Origin of the sequence: Bacillus sp. SA1-12 (assembly GCF_000981385.1) — a bacterium.
GTDB lineage: Bacteria > Bacillota > Bacilli > Bacillales > Bacillaceae > Metabacillus.
Window position 1 is genome coordinate 199,302 of the sequence record NZ_LATZ01000002.1, and the last position, 16,025, is coordinate 215,326.

The window sequence follows — 16,025 nt, forward strand, 5'->3', positions numbered from 1 at the left end:
ATTGAATAATTTAAATAATCAGGACTATTATCTTTCATACCATTATAATGGGTCACCTTTTATAAAGTGAATGATTTCCCTATCAGAATACCTGAAATACTTCCAATTATTGATAACATAACATATAATGTGAATTTCACATATTGCTTATTTTGGATTAGCTGCACTGCTTCTATACTAAAGGTTGAAAACGTCGTAAACCCTCCACAAAAGCCTGTTATAAAAAACAATTCACTTCCGTGCTTAGCTGTTCCTAGAAACAGCCCAAGCATTAAAGCACCGACACTATTAATAATTATGATTGTTAGTGGCAAAGCTATTTTCTTTGTAACCTTTTGCAGCAGTTCACCTAACAGATATCTAGCAGCAGCTCCTAATGCACCGCCTAGCATAACACTTACCATGATTTAGTCTCCAGTCCTTTTCCAGCTTTCAAACCTAATAAGGCAGCGAACAACCCCATGATAATGGAGCAACTTCCATAAAAGATCGCTTGTAAGAATCCTAAACGTGTCAATTCAAAACTAAAGGTTGACATCGTGGTGAAACCGCCGCAAAAACCAGTTCCTAGCAGGCATCTTAACCATTCTTTTTTAAATCGCTTAAATAAAAGAGAGGTCAGCCAACCAAGCAAAAAACTCCCAGTTATATTCACCAGCAAGGTTGGAAGAGGTCCATAAGGAACAATAATCAAAACAATGTACCGCAATAATGACCCAATGGCACCGCCAGCAGCAACATAACCGCTGTTAAGGAGCTTTCTTTTCATTTCTGACCCCTTTCTACCAATTAAAAATCCGTTAAATTCCTTTTTCGATTATCTCAAAAAAACCAAAAATATACTATAGAAAATGAAAAGCAAAATTCCCTTAGTCTGCTCCGAAATACATTTAACGTTGAAAATATAATTGGTATTTATCTCTATGTTGATTAAAAGATAAGAAATGCTTCGCGAAATCAGCTAAAATAAAAAAACAAACCCCTTTATTCAAAGGAGTCTGCCTTCTAATTTAAATTACTCTTCGTCATCCATTACTTGGTAAGCCTTACTGAACAATAGTAATTGACTATCAATTACAGGTTCATCTAAATCCCTTGATACATAATGATACTCGCCATGTTCATCTTGTTCCCTTGCTTTTACATTATCAGCCAATTCACTTGCGAGAATATATTTTACCCGTTTTTTAATCTCGCCTTCAAAAACGGGAAATAAAATCTCTACTCGTTTTTCCATATTTCGTGTCATCATATCAGCTGATGAAAGGAAGGTTTTTTCCTCTCCATTATGATGGAAATAATAAATACGGCTATGCTCTAAAAATCTACCAACAATGCTTCGAACTTTTATATTTTCACTTACTCCATTAATACCCGGGCGTAAACAGCATGTACCGCGGATGATCAAATCAATTTTCACTCCAGCATTTGATGCCTCATAAAGTTTCATGATAATAACTTTATCAGTTAAAGAATTCATTTTTGCAATAATCCTGCCGTTTGCAAATCTTTTGTGAAATTCTATTTCCTCATCAATTAATCTTATAAAATCTTTACGAATGTCAAATGGTGCAACAGATAAATGGTGAAATTCAGGTTTTTCCGTAAAACCGCTAAGATAATTAAAGAAATTCGTAGCATCTATACCAATTTTTCTTTTTGATGTAAGTAAGCCCATATCTGTATAAATCTTTGCTGTTTGATCATTATAGTTTCCAGTACCGAGATGAACGAAGCGTTCTATTCGGTTATTCTTTCTTCTTACAACCAGTGTAATCTTGCTATGTGTTTTTAAATAAGTCATACCATAAATAACATGACAACCAGCCTTTTCTAGCTCTTTAGCCCATTGAACATTATTTTCTTCATCAAAGCGTGCTTTAAGTTCAACCAATACGGTTACTTGCTTCCCATTTTCAGCTGCTCGTTTTAACGCTTCAATAACTGGTGAATCACCGCTTACGCGATAAAGGGTTTGTTTAATTGCTAAAACATCCGGGTCCTCTGCAGCCTCAGCAACAAATTCAACAACAGGTTCAAACGATTCGTATGGATGATGCAAAAAAACATCTTGCTCTGAAACCTTTTCAAAAATATCTTCATCTGAAGCAAGGTCTCGTGGCGGCTGAGGAATTAGTGCTTCATATAGTAAATGCTCTCTCAGTGTAGCCATCTCTTTATAGAATCCAAATAACAATGTTAAATCTAAGGGGCCATCAATCTCGTAAACATCTTTTTGGTGTATTTCAAGCTCTTCAGTTAAATAACGTAAAATATTTCGGTCAAATCCGTCTTGCTGGATTTCAAGCCGGACTGCTGCTCCCCATTTTCTTTTTTTCAATTCTTTTTCTATCTCTTTTAAGAGATCACGTGCCCCTTCCTCATGGATCGTCATATCGGCATTTCTCGTAATCCGAAAAACTGAGACAGATCGAACATGATATCCCTTGAATAGTTTCTGAATAAAATAACTAATGACATCCTCCAATAGGATCAACTGCACTTTTTCGGCTGATGTATTAAGTCTGACAAACCTATGTAATACTGCAGGTACTTGTACAATAGCCGTTTTGTAACGATTATCCACATATTCATCATGATCCTCAATAACAATGGCTAAATTTAAGCTTTTATTTAACAGCATAGGAAAAGGACGATAGGCATCAATAGCCATTGGAGTTAAAACAGGGAAAATATGTTCATCGAAATAACCTTCCATCGCTTCCAACTGTTCCGTTGTTAATTGATTCATCTTTAAGAATTCAATATCTTCCTGGTTAAGCAAAGGCAGAAGTATGTTATTAAATGCTTCATATTGCAACTCAACCAGATGATGTGTTGTATCAGCTATTTCAGCTAATTGCTGTTTAGGTGTCATTCCTGCTTTATTTTCGGGCTTATTAAAGCCTGCTTTCACCTGATCCTTTAGTCCAGCAACACGAACCATAAAAAACTCATCGAGATTTGAGCTGAATATCGCCAAAAATTTCAATCTTTCCAATAGTGGGTTGCGTTCATCAAGTGCTTCCTCTAGTACACGTTTATTAAATGCAAGCCAGCTAAGTTCTCTGTTGTTGTAATATATTGGACTATTTAGTTCAACTGCATTTTTATTTATTGTATTCATTTGTACTTCCACCCTTTTATTCGACAATTTCTTACAATTCCATCTTAGCACTTCCTTTTATTACTAATGTAAATTATTTGTAAATACTTTGTTAATATTGTGTAAATACAGACAATTTAACAAGATATCAAAAAAGCGACGAATGATGATCGTCACTTTCAGGTGGGTTGTGTTAACTATTTTGTTTTTCTATAAATTTTAAAGTTATTGATTTTTTAATTTGCTTTTCCAAATGCTTTTTTTGTTTTTCAACTTGATACTGCTCAGGCTTCCAATCTTTTTGACAACTAAAGGTAAATAAAAGCTCTTCATCATTTAGCCTCAGGTCAATATCATCAATAATATTTCTTTTTGTTGCATGAAGACTGTAGGAAAATTTTAAGATAGCCCCTAATAAACGATATTTATTTAGTTCTTCTTTAGTAAACCATTGATTAAAAGGTATGACATTTCGCTTGAAAGCCGCTTTGCTAGTAAAAGAAGCGATTAGCGCAATGATCAAACGTTCCCTATGAAGGAGTCCGTCTATTGTCCGATTTGCTAGTAAATAGAATGTATGCTGGCTGCTTGATTCTGAATCTATGTATGCTCCAAGGTTGTAAACAAAGGCACTGCGCTTTAAAAGTTTTGCATCTTGCTTATTTAGGGAAGAGAGTCCAGCTTTATTTAATAATTGTGCAATGTTCATTGCACTATTTGTGACATGGAATACATGATTTAAATTAATATGGTAATCTGCAGCTAATTCATATAAGCTCTCTTCAATGACATTTGGAAACACAGCAATACCAAAATCTTTTGTCAATTCCTTATAAAAAACGCCGTCCCTTAATCCTTTTCTGCTTAGTGCGAACATATCAGTATTGACCACATCCATTAAACACTTAAAGACTTCAACTGCAGGAATTATAATGTCTGCCCGATCCTTCGATAAGCCCTCAATACGTTGGATTTCCAGAAATGACAGCGATTGTAAAAGACTATTTATTTCTTGAACATCCTGTTTTTTCATCACATATTGATGAACTCCTCCAAGAGGATAGCCAATATGCTCTTGATGGATTTGAACCATATTCCTAGCACTTCCACCAATCCCGATAATTGGAAGCTTCTTATCAATGATCCAATCAAGTGTGTTAAATTGTTCACTAAGGTATGTTTTTAGTAGATAAAGTTCATCATTCGTTGGAGTGTCGCTCAACACAAATTGCTTTTTTAAAGATAAAGCCCCAAATGGAAAGCTATGATAGTTGATTATTTTTCGATCTTTAAAATAGGTAACCTCTGTGCTTCCTCCACCGATATCAATAGTGATTCCGCTTTCAAACGGAGTTGAATTGACAACAGCTAAGTAACCAAAATAGGCTTCTTCGTATTCTGATAAAATTCGAATTGAAAAATCTGTCTCCTCTTCAACTTTTTTTAGGATTTCCTTTTGGTTTTTTGCTTGCCTGATTGTTGCAGTTGCTACACATTTTACTTCGTCTAATTGATGGTGCCTTGTAATTTCTTGAAAACTTTTTAATGTATTTAGTAAAATGGCAATCCCTTTATCCGCAAGTCTTACATCGTCCGTCAAATAATTGCGAAGCCGTGCTACTACTTTTACATTTTCTGTTTCTTTTAATCTGCCGCTAATGTCTCTTAAGTAAATAACAAGCCTTATCGTGTTAGATCCTATATCGATAATTGCATACTTTTCATGGTTCACTATCTACCCACACCCTTATCATAAAACATGCTCATCGCCAAATATTATTAATATATCAGCTATACCTTTAAAACAAGGTCATTATACCATAACAAGTAATGTATATTGGGATTTTTTAGCTTAAACTTTAGATTAAAGCAAGACTTTTAAGAACTTAGCTAACAGTTATCCCCTGCATATCTACTTAGCTTACTCATGAAAACTTATATGTGGGTTTTTATTGAAAGTTGGAATAAAACGTATGTGGAGGGGTTATATGATCCATATTGTCAAAAAGGGAGAATCATTGTCCATGATTGCTGCTAATTACCGTATTTCGCTAAATCAATTAATGGCCGCAAATAACATTATGAACCCAAATATACTTTATATTGGACAACGCATCAATATACCAAGCTTACCTGACCCAGACTCTATTCCTTATTCGATTCACATCACTGTTTCAGCGAAAAGATTAGTCTTAAAAAGAGGAGAACAGGTTGTTAAGCAATACCCGATTGCTGTTGGAAAAATTGTAACAGCTACACCTATTGGGGATTTTGTCATTGTCAATCGAGAGCCAAACCCCGGCGGACCTTTTGGAGTGATGTGGTTAAGTTTATCCAAGCTTCATTACGGAATCCATGGTACAAATAACCCCGCTTCAATAGGAAAGTCTGTTTCACTTGGATGTATCAGAATGTACAACAAGGATGTTTTAGAGCTGGCCTCTATCGTTCCTAACGGGACCAGAGTATTTATCAGACCTTAAGATTTTATTAATATTTTGTAAGATACGTATTCAAAACCACTAAAAACCCTTATAATGACAAATGTAGCAAAGATAGAAATCAGCTAGAGCGAATTTCCTATTATTCAGAAAGGAAAGTTAAGGTTTTCTTGGTAAATTAATACCCAACAAGTCTTATTCCTTAGAGCTGATCGAAACCGCAATTAAGGAGCGAACAAATGAAAATTTTTCAAAATAAGAATTTTGTAAGATTATTTTATGCAGCTCTATTCTCACAGATGGGAACTACAATTGGAAATATGGCGTTTGCTTTTTATCTCCTTGATCACTTCAGCCATCAGCCGTCTTATGCAACGATTGCTGAACTGATGTACTCCTTACCGACCATTTTAGTCTTTTTTGTTGTAGGAGTGGTGGCCGATCGCTTTGACAGAAAAAAGGTTGCTGAAAATTGTGATTGGATTCGAGCAGCACTAACAGTAGTATTATTCGGTGCTTTATTTACTAACTCCATTCCACTCGTTTTTCTGATATTATTCTTACGAAGTGCTGTCACTAAATTCTTTTTTCCGGCAGAAAATAGTCTTGTTCAAGGAATTTTAAACAAGGAACAATACGCACAAGCCGCAGGTCTAAACCAAATGCTTTTTAGTATTTTTATGGTTTTCGGAGTTGGGATTGGAGCAGCTATTTATAAAACGATCGGAATTCATGGAGCTGTTACAGTAGATTTTTTCAGCTTTATTATTTCAGCTCTGCTTATTCGATCTTGTAAAATCCCTTCATCTGCCAGACTTCCAAATGGCAAACTTGAATGGAAAGATATCAGCATCAAATCATCGCTCAATGACTTTAAAGCGGGAATTGTATATATCATTAAAAATCGTTTGCTCGCTGCTTTAGTTTTCGGTTTTTTCATATTTGGTATTGTAAATGGAGCCTTCGCCATCTTGCCAATGTTTACAATGAAATATAAGTTAACACCTGATAATTATGAATGGTATGCGTCATTTTTTGCAATTTCACTCGGATTGGGATTATTAACTGGCAGCGGGGTTGGAACGCTGATTGCATCAAAGTTTAAGCCTTACCAACTAATGGTATTTCCAATTTTTATTACAAGCTTGCTTATTTTCTTTTTAGGTTTTACTGATAAGGTATCGATATTTTTAGTGATTGTGTTTATTATTGGTATGTGTTTAGGACCAATAAATATAGCTATAGGTGGATGGATGCCTAAAATTGTTCATCCAAAGCTAATGGGAAGAGTCAGTGGATGGATTGATCCGTTAATGATGATGGCACAGTCCATTACATTAGGGCTAATCGCCCTGTTATTCCCTAAAATCATTGAAACAATTGATTATTTATATTATGGAATGGCGCTTATTATTCTTTTAGTGTCCCTCTTTTATGCATGGACATTGCCAAAATTGAGTGAAACTTTAGAGGCAAAAGAAAAACGAAATCAACCAACAAAAACGAACCCAAATGTTACTTCGATATAAAGAAGATGACCAAAACCTAAGGTTTTGGTCATCTTCTTTTTTTAAAAGGAATTAAAGTTTTTACCTAGTGTTACTGACTAGCTCAATACGCCATCGGTTCATGTTAATAGGACAAACTGAAATTGAAGGCAAAGAACACCTTTATTACAAGTTCGCCATATGGTCGTCGCCGAATGCTTAGCGCCTTGCGTTTTTCTTAAAACAAGCACTAGAATTTCCAATGTATTTTGCATGAGTCTCCTAATTATTAGTTGCTTTTTACTATACTCAAAGTATAATTTAATTAAGAATGGTCCAAACTGAAAGTGTTCAAGAAAAGGAGAGAAACAATGGACGATCATAATCGACTCGATCCAACGAATAAACCAACAACTGAAAACCTCGCACGTGCAATTTATGTCGTAAACCGTCATGCTAAAACCGCTACAAATCCTAAATATCTTTATGAACTTAAAAAGAAGGCATTACTTAAACTTGTCCATGAAGGCAAAGCAAAAAAAGAAGGATTACATTTCTCAAATAATCCAAAATTCAGTAAACAGCAGTCTGACGTTCTCGTTTCAGCCGGAGACTATTACTTTCATATGCCTCCTACAAAAAATGACTTCGTTCAACTTCCACATTTAGGATCCTTGAATCAAACATATCGTAATCCTAGAACACATATGTCCCTATCAAAGGCAAAAATCCTTTTACAAAATTATGTAGGAATGAAAGAAGCAAAACACCCACCAAAACCATACCAACCCAAAAAAACACGTACATACCAAAAACCCGTGTTTAAAAAGCTAGGAGAAAGTTATCATTAAAAGCGAAGCGACTTACTCAGCCTCGGGCAAATAAGACGTTTCAGAATAGAAGGTGCATTTTACCTTCAATTCTGAAATGGCTTATTTATCGTAGGGGATAAGTGCTGCAGCTAACCAAAACCGAAGTACTATGCCCCTTTTTTATTACTCAAAATAACCAAGAAGAACCCTTTTCCAATCTCAACAAAAAAGACGATTCAAAAAAAGGTTGTTCCAGAGCTTGATATAATGCACTCTCTGGAACAACCTATTCTATAAGATAACTTCATCAATCTTAGAAATTAGATTGGCAATTTCCGGTTTACTAATTTGCCCGTTTGCTCCAACTTTTTCCCCTTTATGTCGCAAATCATTTGTAATAAGCGATGAAAAAATGATAACCGGCAATATCGTTAATGTCTGATCTTCTTTAATTTTTTTTGTAAGATGATGTCCATCCATCTGCGGCATTTCAATATCTGTTATTACTAACTGTACCACATCTTCTATTGCTTTTCCTGATTTAACAATAGCTTGTAAGTATGAAAAGGCCTCTTTGCCATTCTCAAAAAACTCAATTTGATAAAAGCCCGCTTTATTCAATGTGTCTTGCAGCAGTTTTCGTAATAATGGTGAGTCTTCGGCAACTATCAGCTTTTTAGCAGAACGGTTTTCTTGGTCCTATTTTTTTCACCTGATCTACATGAATACCTGATTCTGGATTAATATCCACCACGATCTTCTCAAAGTCTAACAATAATACCATTTCACCGTTTATTTTTACAACACCTGTAACTTGATTCTCTAATCCCTGATACATTACTGATGGTTTTTCAATTTCATCCCAAGAAATACGATGAATTTGTGTAACAGCATGAACATAAAACACAACCTTTATTTGATTGAATTCAGTGACAATAAATTTTTCACTTCGAGGGTCCTCATATAACTCCAACCCAAGTGCGGTTCCTAAATTAACTACAGGGACAATCTCTCCTCGAATGTCGATAATCCCTTCAACATTTGGATGAGAGTGCGGAATGTTCGTCACTTTAACAGGCTGAATGATTTCTTTCACCTTCATCACATTGATTCCAAACTTATTTTGTCCAACGCTAAATTCTACGATCTCCAATTCATTTGGGCCACTTTCAAGTAAAATGCCTTTATGCTGCACCATACACTTCTTCCTCCATGTTAAAACGATGTACCTATTATATCGGTTGTTTTTTCTCATTCTTTAATACAGACAAAGAAGAAGGTGCTTTTTTCTGATTTTGTATCTTTTAATATCCAGATTCTCGCAAACATAAAATAAGCCTGGATAAGGATCCAAGCTCAGCTAATACAGATAATTTATTACTTTTTCATCTGAAAGATTTGTATTGATCGGGCATTTATTGGCTTCCCTTCCATATGTCCACAACCATACATTCGCTTTGCATTTCGGTTTTACTGGATTAAAACGAGGGGCTTTTCTTTCCGAAGTTATTCCTATTTCAGGTTCAGCACTCCATAGTATACTTTCCACAGCTACTTCACTGTTTTGCTGGACTGCTTGGAAATAGGCTTCAGCAAAATCCCCTTTAACAGGATCGTGGTAAAATCCTGCTCTAAAGCCAGTTGGCAAAAGTGTTTCTACCCAGCCTCTTATCCAGTCAGGATCTACCTTAAAATGATGATCCACATATGCAAATAACACGATATTTGTCGGTAATCCCAATCTTCTTGCATGATATACAGCATTTCTAACCGCTATCCTTGCCTCTTCATAACCTATCGCGTTCGAATGTCCATTGTAGATAGGTAAAATCTTTATTCCTTTGCTTTTAATAAATCCTATTTCCTTTTGTGTAAGCCCGCTGGATCCATTTGGTGTTTCTGTTAAGTATCTTCCCCAATATTTTGGAGAACCGAATCGGCTTTTCACACAATCATATAATGTCTGATCAACAGGACTAGCTGAGTCAACACCCCATACTTTTCGTGCCAGAGAATTCACACCCTTTCTCTCTATACTCTACACATATATATGAGATAATGGGTTGTCTCAAACGTATTACATGTTCAAATGAATGTTTAAAGATATTTTGTTCCATGATAAAAGGAGAATATCCAATTTAAAATAATGCATTTTTGTTTAACTCTTGCTATAATCCTTTTGTGAATCGTTTTAACGATTATACGGGTTGGGCTGAGGGTTATTCTTAAGGAAGGTATACATTGGAAAAATTTTTTCATCTTAAAGAGAATAACACATCATTAAAAAAAGAAGTCCTGGCAGGAACGGTTTCCTTTTTTACAATTGTATATATTGTTGTCGTTAATGCTTCCATTTTATCTGATGCAGGGATTCCATTAGAGGCAGGGATTATTGCAACAGTGCTCACTTCAATTGTCGGCTGCTTGATTATGGGGCTTTTCGCAAACGCTCCAATTATCCTTGTGCCAGGGATGGGAGTAAATGCCTTATTTACCTATACAATTGTGTTAGGTATGGGATTATCATGGCAGGAAGGATTAGCTGTTGTTTTTGTATCAGGATTACTGTTTACTGTTATCGCATTTACAAAATTAGCAACGATCATTTCAGAATCCATTCCTCATTCATTAAAAGAAGCGATAACTGTCGGAATTGGCTTATTCTTAACGTTTATTGGTTTGCAAAAAGGTGGAATCGTTGTATTAAACGAAGAAACATTTGTTTCATTGGGTAATTTTAGTGACCAAACTGTTGTCCTTACATGTATATCACTAATCATTACTATTGCATTATTTGCAAGACAGGTTCCTGGTAATTTTTTAATCAGTATTTTGCTCGGTACAGTCATTGCAGGCTTATGTGGAAAATTGTCTATTGATTCTCTTTCACAATCAGCCAGTGTAATTTATCCTTATAAAGATGTTTTAGCTGCTATGTCATTTGATCGAATTGCTGATTTAACCTTTTGGACGGCAACGTTTTCCTTAACACTGGTTATTGTCTTTGAAAATATCGGCCTTGTTTTTGGTCAAGTTCATATGTTTAATCGTCCAGAGGTATATAAACGAGCAATGCAAGCAAATGCTTTATCTACCATCACTTCCGGTTTATTTGGTTCAAGTCCAACTGTGAGTACGGTTGAGACCGCTGCAGGCATCACTGCCGGCGGAAGAACTGGCTTAACATCGATTATAACGGGAATTTTGTTTTTAAGCTCATTATGTTTTTTACCATTTATCAAAATCATTCCGGATAGTGCAATTGCTCCTATATTAATATTAATAGGCAGTTTGATGATCCAAAACATTCAACATATTGATTTATCTGACTTTAGCGAAAGTTTTCCTGCATTTTTAATTATTGCGCTGATTCCTTTCACTTATAGTATCGTTGATGGCATGGCATTTGGATTTATCATGTATCCACTTATAAAGCTTTTGCTTAAAAGAAAAAATGAAGTTAAATTACCGCTTTATTTTATTGCTTTGTTATTTCTCATGAATTTTGTTTTTCATACCTTACATTAGTAATAAGAGGCTGTTTAAAAGGTTTTCCCCTTTTAGCAGTCTCTTTTTTGCAATTGCGAATCCTGTATAAAATAGAAAAATGATTACAAACTAACGAGAGTGAATCCATATACTGTCAACAATAATTATCTTTTATGAGGTGTTTAATGAAGTATTTCTTACTATTTATCATGATTGCTGTTTGTTCGGCTTGTAATGTAAATGATCAAGATGAGGCTTTAAATAATACTGGTAAAAAAGAAAACCGCATACTGCAAACCGGAAAAGAGAATACAATCACAAATGATGATATTTTGATTGAAAATAGAGAAGAAGAGAACCTTGATGAAGTCCATGACCCCTCGCACCCAACAAGGGCAGAAGAGCTCGTTCGTGATAAGTTTGATTTGGAAAAAAACAGAAATTTAATTGTTCAATATGATCACCTGGAAAAAGGCAAATATATTATCCATGTTTATTCTGTTGAAGGTTCCCAAGAAAATAGTGAAGCGTGGTATATGGTAGATTTGCAAACAAAGAATGTAGAACCACTTAGACGCTAAGCCAGTTTGCACTAGATCATAATAAGGATGCTTCATGCAGGTAACTCCCAGATGTGAGTTAACCTTTTTTCTATTAATAATCCATTACTTAAAAATATCGGAGAATATAGAGAGACTTATCCCTTATAAATCTCACTTTCTTATGATTTTCCCGACCATTTTCTTAGCCCTCTTAAACCTTAAAGCTGGAGTGTTACTACCATTTTAGATTGGGATAATATTTACACTATTTTTACAAACCCCATTTGGGAGTTATAGTAAAATATGATTATATATAAAGCTTGTATTCAAAATAGGAGTCGTGAAATCGATGTTAACCATAGGGGATATTTCAGAAAAGGTACCTATTGTTTCTTTAACTACCAAATGTGCTGATATAAACTTACTTTTTGAAAAAGATCCCGATCTTGAAGGAATCCTTGTTGAAGATCAAGATAAACCTGCAGGATTGGTTATGAAAGCCCAATTTCACCAGAAAATTTCTACTAAATATGGCTTCGATCTATTCATGGGCAGGTCTATAAGTCTTATTATGGATAAAAATCCATTAATCGTTGATTTCTTTGATCCAATTACCTCAGTAAGCACCAAAGCCATGGCAAGAAGTCAAAAAAACTTATATGATTATGTGGTTGTCATGCAAAACGACCGTTTATATGGGATCGTCAGCATTAAAAACCTACTTACAAAGCTAGCTGAAATCCAAGTTAACCAAGCTATCTATACCAATCCTTTATCAGGTCTGCCCGGAAATGTTTTAATTGAGGAAAAAATACATGAATACATACAAGCTGAAACGAAGCCTTATTCACTCCTCTATTTAGATCTTGATCATTTTAAGGAGTACAATGATACCTATGGATTTAAAAAAGGCGATTTACTCATTAAAGAAATTTCAAACCTCTTAAGTCAATGCATTTTATTAAGCGATGAAGAGAATACATTTATCGGCCATATAGGCGGAGATGATTTTGTTGCTATTTTACCCCACTTTAACTATGAGCCAACTTGCCACTCTATCATTCAGGAATATCATATTCGCATAAAAAAGTACTATGATTCATATGATTTGCAAAACCAATTTGTTTATACAAACGATCGAGATGGACATTATGAGAAAATACCACTTGTTTCTCTATCAATCGCTGTTGTAACAAATGAATATCAAACATTTCAATCAATCGAATATATAAGTAAAGTTGCTGCGTTGGTAAAAAAACAATGTAAATCAATTGAGGGCAGCTGCTTTATTTCCTATGAGACGATAGTTCAAATCTAAATCCACTACCATTTAATAAGTTATTAAGGATCTCTCTTACTTTCTATTGGGCATTCACCTATTCCCCGCCACCTGCATATCGTAACCGTGAAGGTTCGTGTGAGAGGAGCGAAAAATTGAATGTATCCATATTATCGACAATTACCAATACAAATCCCAGGTTTTCCACAGTCGGGCGGTGGAACAGGCTTCCCGCCTTTTGGGCCACCTGGTAGTGGGCCGGGCGGTTTTGATGGAGGATTCGGCGGAGGGCAAGCTCAAAGCGGGCCGCCATCAGGACCTCCACCTTCTGGTATCCCGCCTGAACAAGGACAAGGGCAGTTTGGGGTGTTTGCAGTAGATCCCGGCGGTATTCGAGGTTGTCTCTTTCGTTTTACGTATGTTCGTTTAAATAATGGCAATGCCTTTTGGTACTATCCAACATTTGTAGGCAGAAACTCTGTAGCCGGCTGGCGTTGGCGCAGAAATCAATTCCGTTGGGTTTATTTTGGCATCGATTTAAATCGTATTCGTTCATTTAGTTGTAGTTAAAAAGAATGAAACCTCATTCAGTGAGGGGATACTTCAGCCCAACTGATGGTTAGGTAAAATTGTCTTTTTGGCCGGTAAACTCTCCATAAAGTGCCCGTTATTATGATTTAGATAAGATATCCGTTCTCCAGATTTACCATTTTATTTTCAATGTTTTTATCGATAAAAATACCATCAAAGGACATGATAAAAATGAGCATCGGTTGCTCAAAGTTCTTAAACCATTCAATTCAAAAAGGGGTGTTGGAAGATGGCAAGAAATAAATTGTTAGTGCCAGGTGCCGAAAATGCTCTAAATTCCATGAAAGAGGAAATTGCGAATGAATTAGGGGTTGAACTTGGTGCCGATACGACAGCTCGCGCAAATGGTTCTGTTGGCGGGGAAATGACAAAACGGATGATCGCAATGGCAGAAAACCAGCTTCAGAACCAATCCCGATAAAGTAAGACTACCATCCGTGCGGTTTTACTGCCCAATAAAATTGGGCAAAAATTGGGGAGAAATTAAGAGGGTATCTAAAGGATTGAGCCTTTTTAGATATCCTCTTCTATTTTCGGAAACTTTTTGAAGGATGCTTTCGTAAACACTGACTACGAATGAATGCCAGCAGTAGAAATCAACAACTAGTTTTACGAAGCCTTATTTTATAAAAGAAACAAATTAAGTTAGAAAAGAACCTAAACATTTGAATGTCTATTTAAAAATTGATGGCGTCTTTTTGCTTGAGAAATAATGGTTTGAATTTCATTTTTATAAAAGTTAATATGTGAAAGAGTAAGTGCGTACATCATTTCAGCTTCTAATTTTGCAACAATTTCTTGTTCTTCTTTCGTTAGCAATGCTTTATCATCGATCATCTTTTTCACCTCTATCATAAATTGGTCAAAAAGTTTATATATAAATTCGATGATGATTATTTATTTGTGTTGGTTGCTGTAAAAAGTTTTCACTTATTCGTGTGATTTTTTCGTTAATAGCAGAAAATTAGATGACAACAAAACCAAAGATGGTAAAATAACACCTATATATTATTTTTATGAAAAGTATTTGTTTTTGCAGGTAGCTACATGTATGAACCTTCTAACAAAAGCTTTTCTACCATGATCGAGGTGGAGTCTTATTCCACGAGGAGGTTAAAATGGAACATTTAGTGAATTCAAAGGTAAGACAAATTGAGCTTTCAGGAATAAGAAAGTTTTTTAACATGGTAGCAAATTATGAAGACGTTATATCCCTTACAATCGGACAACCCGATTTTGAGACTCCACAGCATGTCAAGGACGCTGGGATTGCAGCAATTGAACAAAATTACACTACATATACTCATAATGCAGGATTTATTGAACTTCGTGAAGCAGCGAGCAAGTTTTTACGAAGAAAATATGAATTGAATTACTCTCCCGAGGATGAAGTGATTGTAACTGTTGGTGCTAGCCAAGCAATTGATTGCACCTTTCGTACATTATTAGAAGAAGGAAGTGAAGTTATACTGCCTAGCCCTGTTTATCCTGGTTATGAACCGTTGATTAAACTTGCTGGGGGAACTCCTGTTTATATCGATACAACAGAAAATCAGTTTAAATTAACTGCAGAGTTGCTGGCTCCATTTATCACAGAAAAAACAAGATGTATCGTTCTTCCATATCCCTCTAATCCTACAGGAATAACATTAGAAGATGATGAGTTACAAGCAATCGCAGACTTGGTAAAAGGGAAAGATTTATTTATTTTATCTGATGAAATTTACAGTGAGCTTGTTTATGGAAAACAGCATCGATCAATAGCCCGTTATTTAAGGGAACAAACGATTGTCATAAACGGATTATCAAAATCACACAGTATGACAGGTTGGCGTATTGGGTTATTATTTGCACCAGCTCCTGTTACAAAGCATTTAATTAAGGTCCATCAATATAATGTGTCATGTGCATCATCGGTATCCCAAAAGGCAGCATATGAAGCTCTCACGGCCGGTATTGATGATGCTAAAACAATGAAAGACTCCTATCAAGATCGGTTAGAATATGTATATAACCGTTTGGTAAATATGGGATTTGATGTAGTAAAACCTGATGGAGCTTTCTATTTATTTCCTTCAATAAAAAAATTCAATCAAACTTCGTTTGATTTTGCATTGTCACTAGTAAAAGAAGCTGGTGTTGCATTGGTACCTGGCAGTGCATTTTCTGAATATGGGGAAGGTTATGTTCGCCTATCCTATGCCTATTCAATGGAACGTCTAAAGGAAGCGATGGATCGCATTGAAAACTATGTGAAAAATTTATAAAACCCCTTCTA

15 protein-coding genes and 1 pseudogene are annotated in these 16,025 nt (G+C 35.4%); 9 read left to right on the forward strand and 7 right to left on the reverse strand.

The window, feature by feature from the left end; genetic code table 11:
• Positions 1-59 precede the first annotated feature (59 nt).
• The 4 genes from crcB to ppx form a co-directional block, all read right to left on the reverse strand.
• Positions 60-404 (reverse strand): fluoride efflux transporter CrcB, encoded by a 345-nt coding sequence (gene crcB / locus WQ54_RS02155; RefSeq protein ID WP_046511429.1) that lies wholly within the window; start codon positions 402-404, stop codon positions 60-62.
• Complete coding sequence (locus WQ54_RS02160; RefSeq protein WP_046511432.1) at positions 398-769, reverse strand: CrcB family protein; 372 nt, start codon at positions 767-769, stop codon at positions 398-400. Before WQ54_RS02160 ends, crcB begins: the two co-directional genes overlap by 7 nt.
• Before the next feature lie 246 nt (positions 770-1,015).
• Complete coding sequence (locus tag WQ54_RS02165) at positions 1,016-3,127, reverse strand: RNA degradosome polyphosphate kinase (RefSeq protein ID WP_046511435.1); 2,112 nt, start codon at positions 3,125-3,127, stop codon at positions 1,016-1,018.
• A 172-nt stretch (positions 3,128-3,299) separates the two neighbouring features.
• The gene (ppx, locus tag WQ54_RS02170) at positions 3,300-4,838 is read right to left on the reverse strand and encodes an exopolyphosphatase (RefSeq protein WP_046511437.1); all 1,539 of its coding nucleotides are present in this window, start codon (positions 4,836-4,838) and stop codon (positions 3,300-3,302) included.
• Positions 4,839-5,094: 256 nt separating this feature from the next.
• On the opposite strand from ppx, the gene WQ54_RS02175 reads away from it, so the two are divergent.
• The 3 genes from WQ54_RS02175 (at position 5,095) to WQ54_RS02185 (ending at position 7,885) form a co-directional block, all read left to right on the forward strand.
• Positions 5,095-5,589, forward strand: coding sequence for a L,D-transpeptidase family protein (locus tag WQ54_RS02175; protein WP_046511440.1), 495 nt, complete (start codon positions 5,095-5,097; stop codon positions 5,587-5,589).
• A gap of 197 nt (positions 5,590-5,786) precedes the next feature.
• Entirely contained in the window at positions 5,787-7,076 is a 1,290-nt protein-coding gene (locus tag WQ54_RS02180) for an MFS transporter (RefSeq protein WP_046511442.1), read from the forward strand.
• A gap of 329 nt (positions 7,077-7,405) precedes the next feature.
• Complete coding sequence (locus tag WQ54_RS02185; RefSeq protein ID WP_046511445.1) at positions 7,406-7,885, forward strand: YkyB family protein; 480 nt, start codon at positions 7,406-7,408, stop codon at positions 7,883-7,885.
• A gap of 252 nt (positions 7,886-8,137) precedes the next feature.
• Here the strand turns inward: WQ54_RS02185 and WQ54_RS02190 are convergent.
• A pseudogene (locus WQ54_RS02190) lies at positions 8,138-9,044 on the reverse strand (chemotaxis protein).
• 162 nt (positions 9,045-9,206) lie between these two features.
• Positions 9,207-9,857 carry a glycoside hydrolase domain-containing protein gene (locus WQ54_RS02195; RefSeq protein WP_046511707.1) on the reverse strand — a complete coding sequence of 217 codons (651 nt, stop codon included), beginning with the start codon at positions 9,855-9,857 and terminating at the stop codon, positions 9,207-9,209.
• A gap of 230 nt (positions 9,858-10,087) precedes the next feature.
• On the opposite strand from WQ54_RS02195, the gene WQ54_RS02200 reads away from it, so the two are divergent.
• From WQ54_RS02200 to WQ54_RS02220, 5 genes are all read left to right on the forward strand, one after another.
• Positions 10,088-11,374 carry an NCS2 family permease gene (locus WQ54_RS02200; RefSeq protein ID WP_046511448.1) on the forward strand — a complete coding sequence of 429 codons (1,287 nt, stop codon included), beginning with the start codon at positions 10,088-10,090 and terminating at the stop codon, positions 11,372-11,374.
• Positions 11,375-11,520: 146 nt separating this feature from the next.
• The gene (locus WQ54_RS02205) at positions 11,521-11,916 is read left to right on the forward strand and encodes a hypothetical protein (RefSeq protein WP_046511450.1); all 396 of its coding nucleotides are present in this window, start codon (positions 11,521-11,523) and stop codon (positions 11,914-11,916) included.
• A gap of 310 nt (positions 11,917-12,226) precedes the next feature.
• Entirely contained in the window at positions 12,227-13,195 is a 969-nt protein-coding gene (locus WQ54_RS02210) for a GGDEF domain-containing protein (RefSeq protein ID WP_046511453.1), read from the forward strand.
• 120 nt (positions 13,196-13,315) lie between these two features.
• Positions 13,316-13,726: a hypothetical protein gene (locus WQ54_RS02215; RefSeq protein WP_156177628.1), complete on the forward strand. Its 411-nt coding sequence runs from the start codon at positions 13,316-13,318 to the stop codon at positions 13,724-13,726.
• Between the two features lie 250 nt (positions 13,727-13,976).
• The gene (locus WQ54_RS02220) at positions 13,977-14,168 is read left to right on the forward strand and encodes an alpha/beta-type small acid-soluble spore protein (RefSeq protein WP_046511456.1); all 192 of its coding nucleotides are present in this window, start codon (positions 13,977-13,979) and stop codon (positions 14,166-14,168) included.
• A 236-nt stretch (positions 14,169-14,404) separates the two neighbouring features.
• On the opposite strand, the gene WQ54_RS02225 is transcribed toward WQ54_RS02220, so the two are convergent.
• The gene (locus tag WQ54_RS02225) at positions 14,405-14,584 is read right to left on the reverse strand and encodes a hypothetical protein (RefSeq protein ID WP_046511458.1); all 180 of its coding nucleotides are present in this window, start codon (positions 14,582-14,584) and stop codon (positions 14,405-14,407) included.
• Between the two features lie 281 nt (positions 14,585-14,865).
• Between WQ54_RS02225 and WQ54_RS02230 the strand changes: the two genes are divergently transcribed.
• Complete coding sequence (locus tag WQ54_RS02230) at positions 14,866-16,014, forward strand: aminotransferase A (protein ID WP_046511461.1); 1,149 nt, start codon at positions 14,866-14,868, stop codon at positions 16,012-16,014.
• The last annotated feature ends 11 nt before the right edge of the window (positions 16,015-16,025 follow it).

Coding starts and splice junctions, on each gene's coding strand:
- WQ54_RS02185 (WP_046511445.1), top strand. CDS start 7,406: ATGGACGATCATAATCGACTCGATCCAACGAATAAACCAACAACTGAA.
- WQ54_RS02205 (WP_046511450.1), top strand. CDS start 11,521: ATGAAGTATTTCTTACTATTTATCATGATTGCTGTTTGTTCGGCTTGT.
- WQ54_RS02160 (WP_046511432.1), bottom strand. CDS start 769: ATGAAAAGAAAGCTCCTTAACAGCGGTTATGTTGCTGCTGGCGGTGCC.
- WQ54_RS02220 (WP_046511456.1), top strand. CDS start 13,977: ATGGCAAGAAATAAATTGTTAGTGCCAGGTGCCGAAAATGCTCTAAAT.
- WQ54_RS02165 (WP_046511435.1), bottom strand. CDS start 3,127: ATGAATACAATAAATAAAAATGCAGTTGAACTAAATAGTCCAATATAT.
- WQ54_RS02225 (WP_046511458.1), bottom strand. CDS start 14,584: ATGATCGATGATAAAGCATTGCTAACGAAAGAAGAACAAGAAATTGTT.
- WQ54_RS02210 (WP_046511453.1), top strand. CDS start 12,227: ATGTTAACCATAGGGGATATTTCAGAAAAGGTACCTATTGTTTCTTTA.
- WQ54_RS02180 (WP_046511442.1), top strand. CDS start 5,787: ATGAAAATTTTTCAAAATAAGAATTTTGTAAGATTATTTTATGCAGCT.
- crcB (WP_046511429.1), bottom strand. CDS start 404: ATGGTAAGTGTTATGCTAGGCGGTGCATTAGGAGCTGCTGCTAGATAT.
- WQ54_RS02230 (WP_046511461.1), top strand. CDS start 14,866: ATGGAACATTTAGTGAATTCAAAGGTAAGACAAATTGAGCTTTCAGGA.
- WQ54_RS02215 (WP_156177628.1), top strand. CDS start 13,316: ATGTATCCATATTATCGACAATTACCAATACAAATCCCAGGTTTTCCA.
- WQ54_RS02175 (WP_046511440.1), top strand. CDS start 5,095: ATGATCCATATTGTCAAAAAGGGAGAATCATTGTCCATGATTGCTGCT.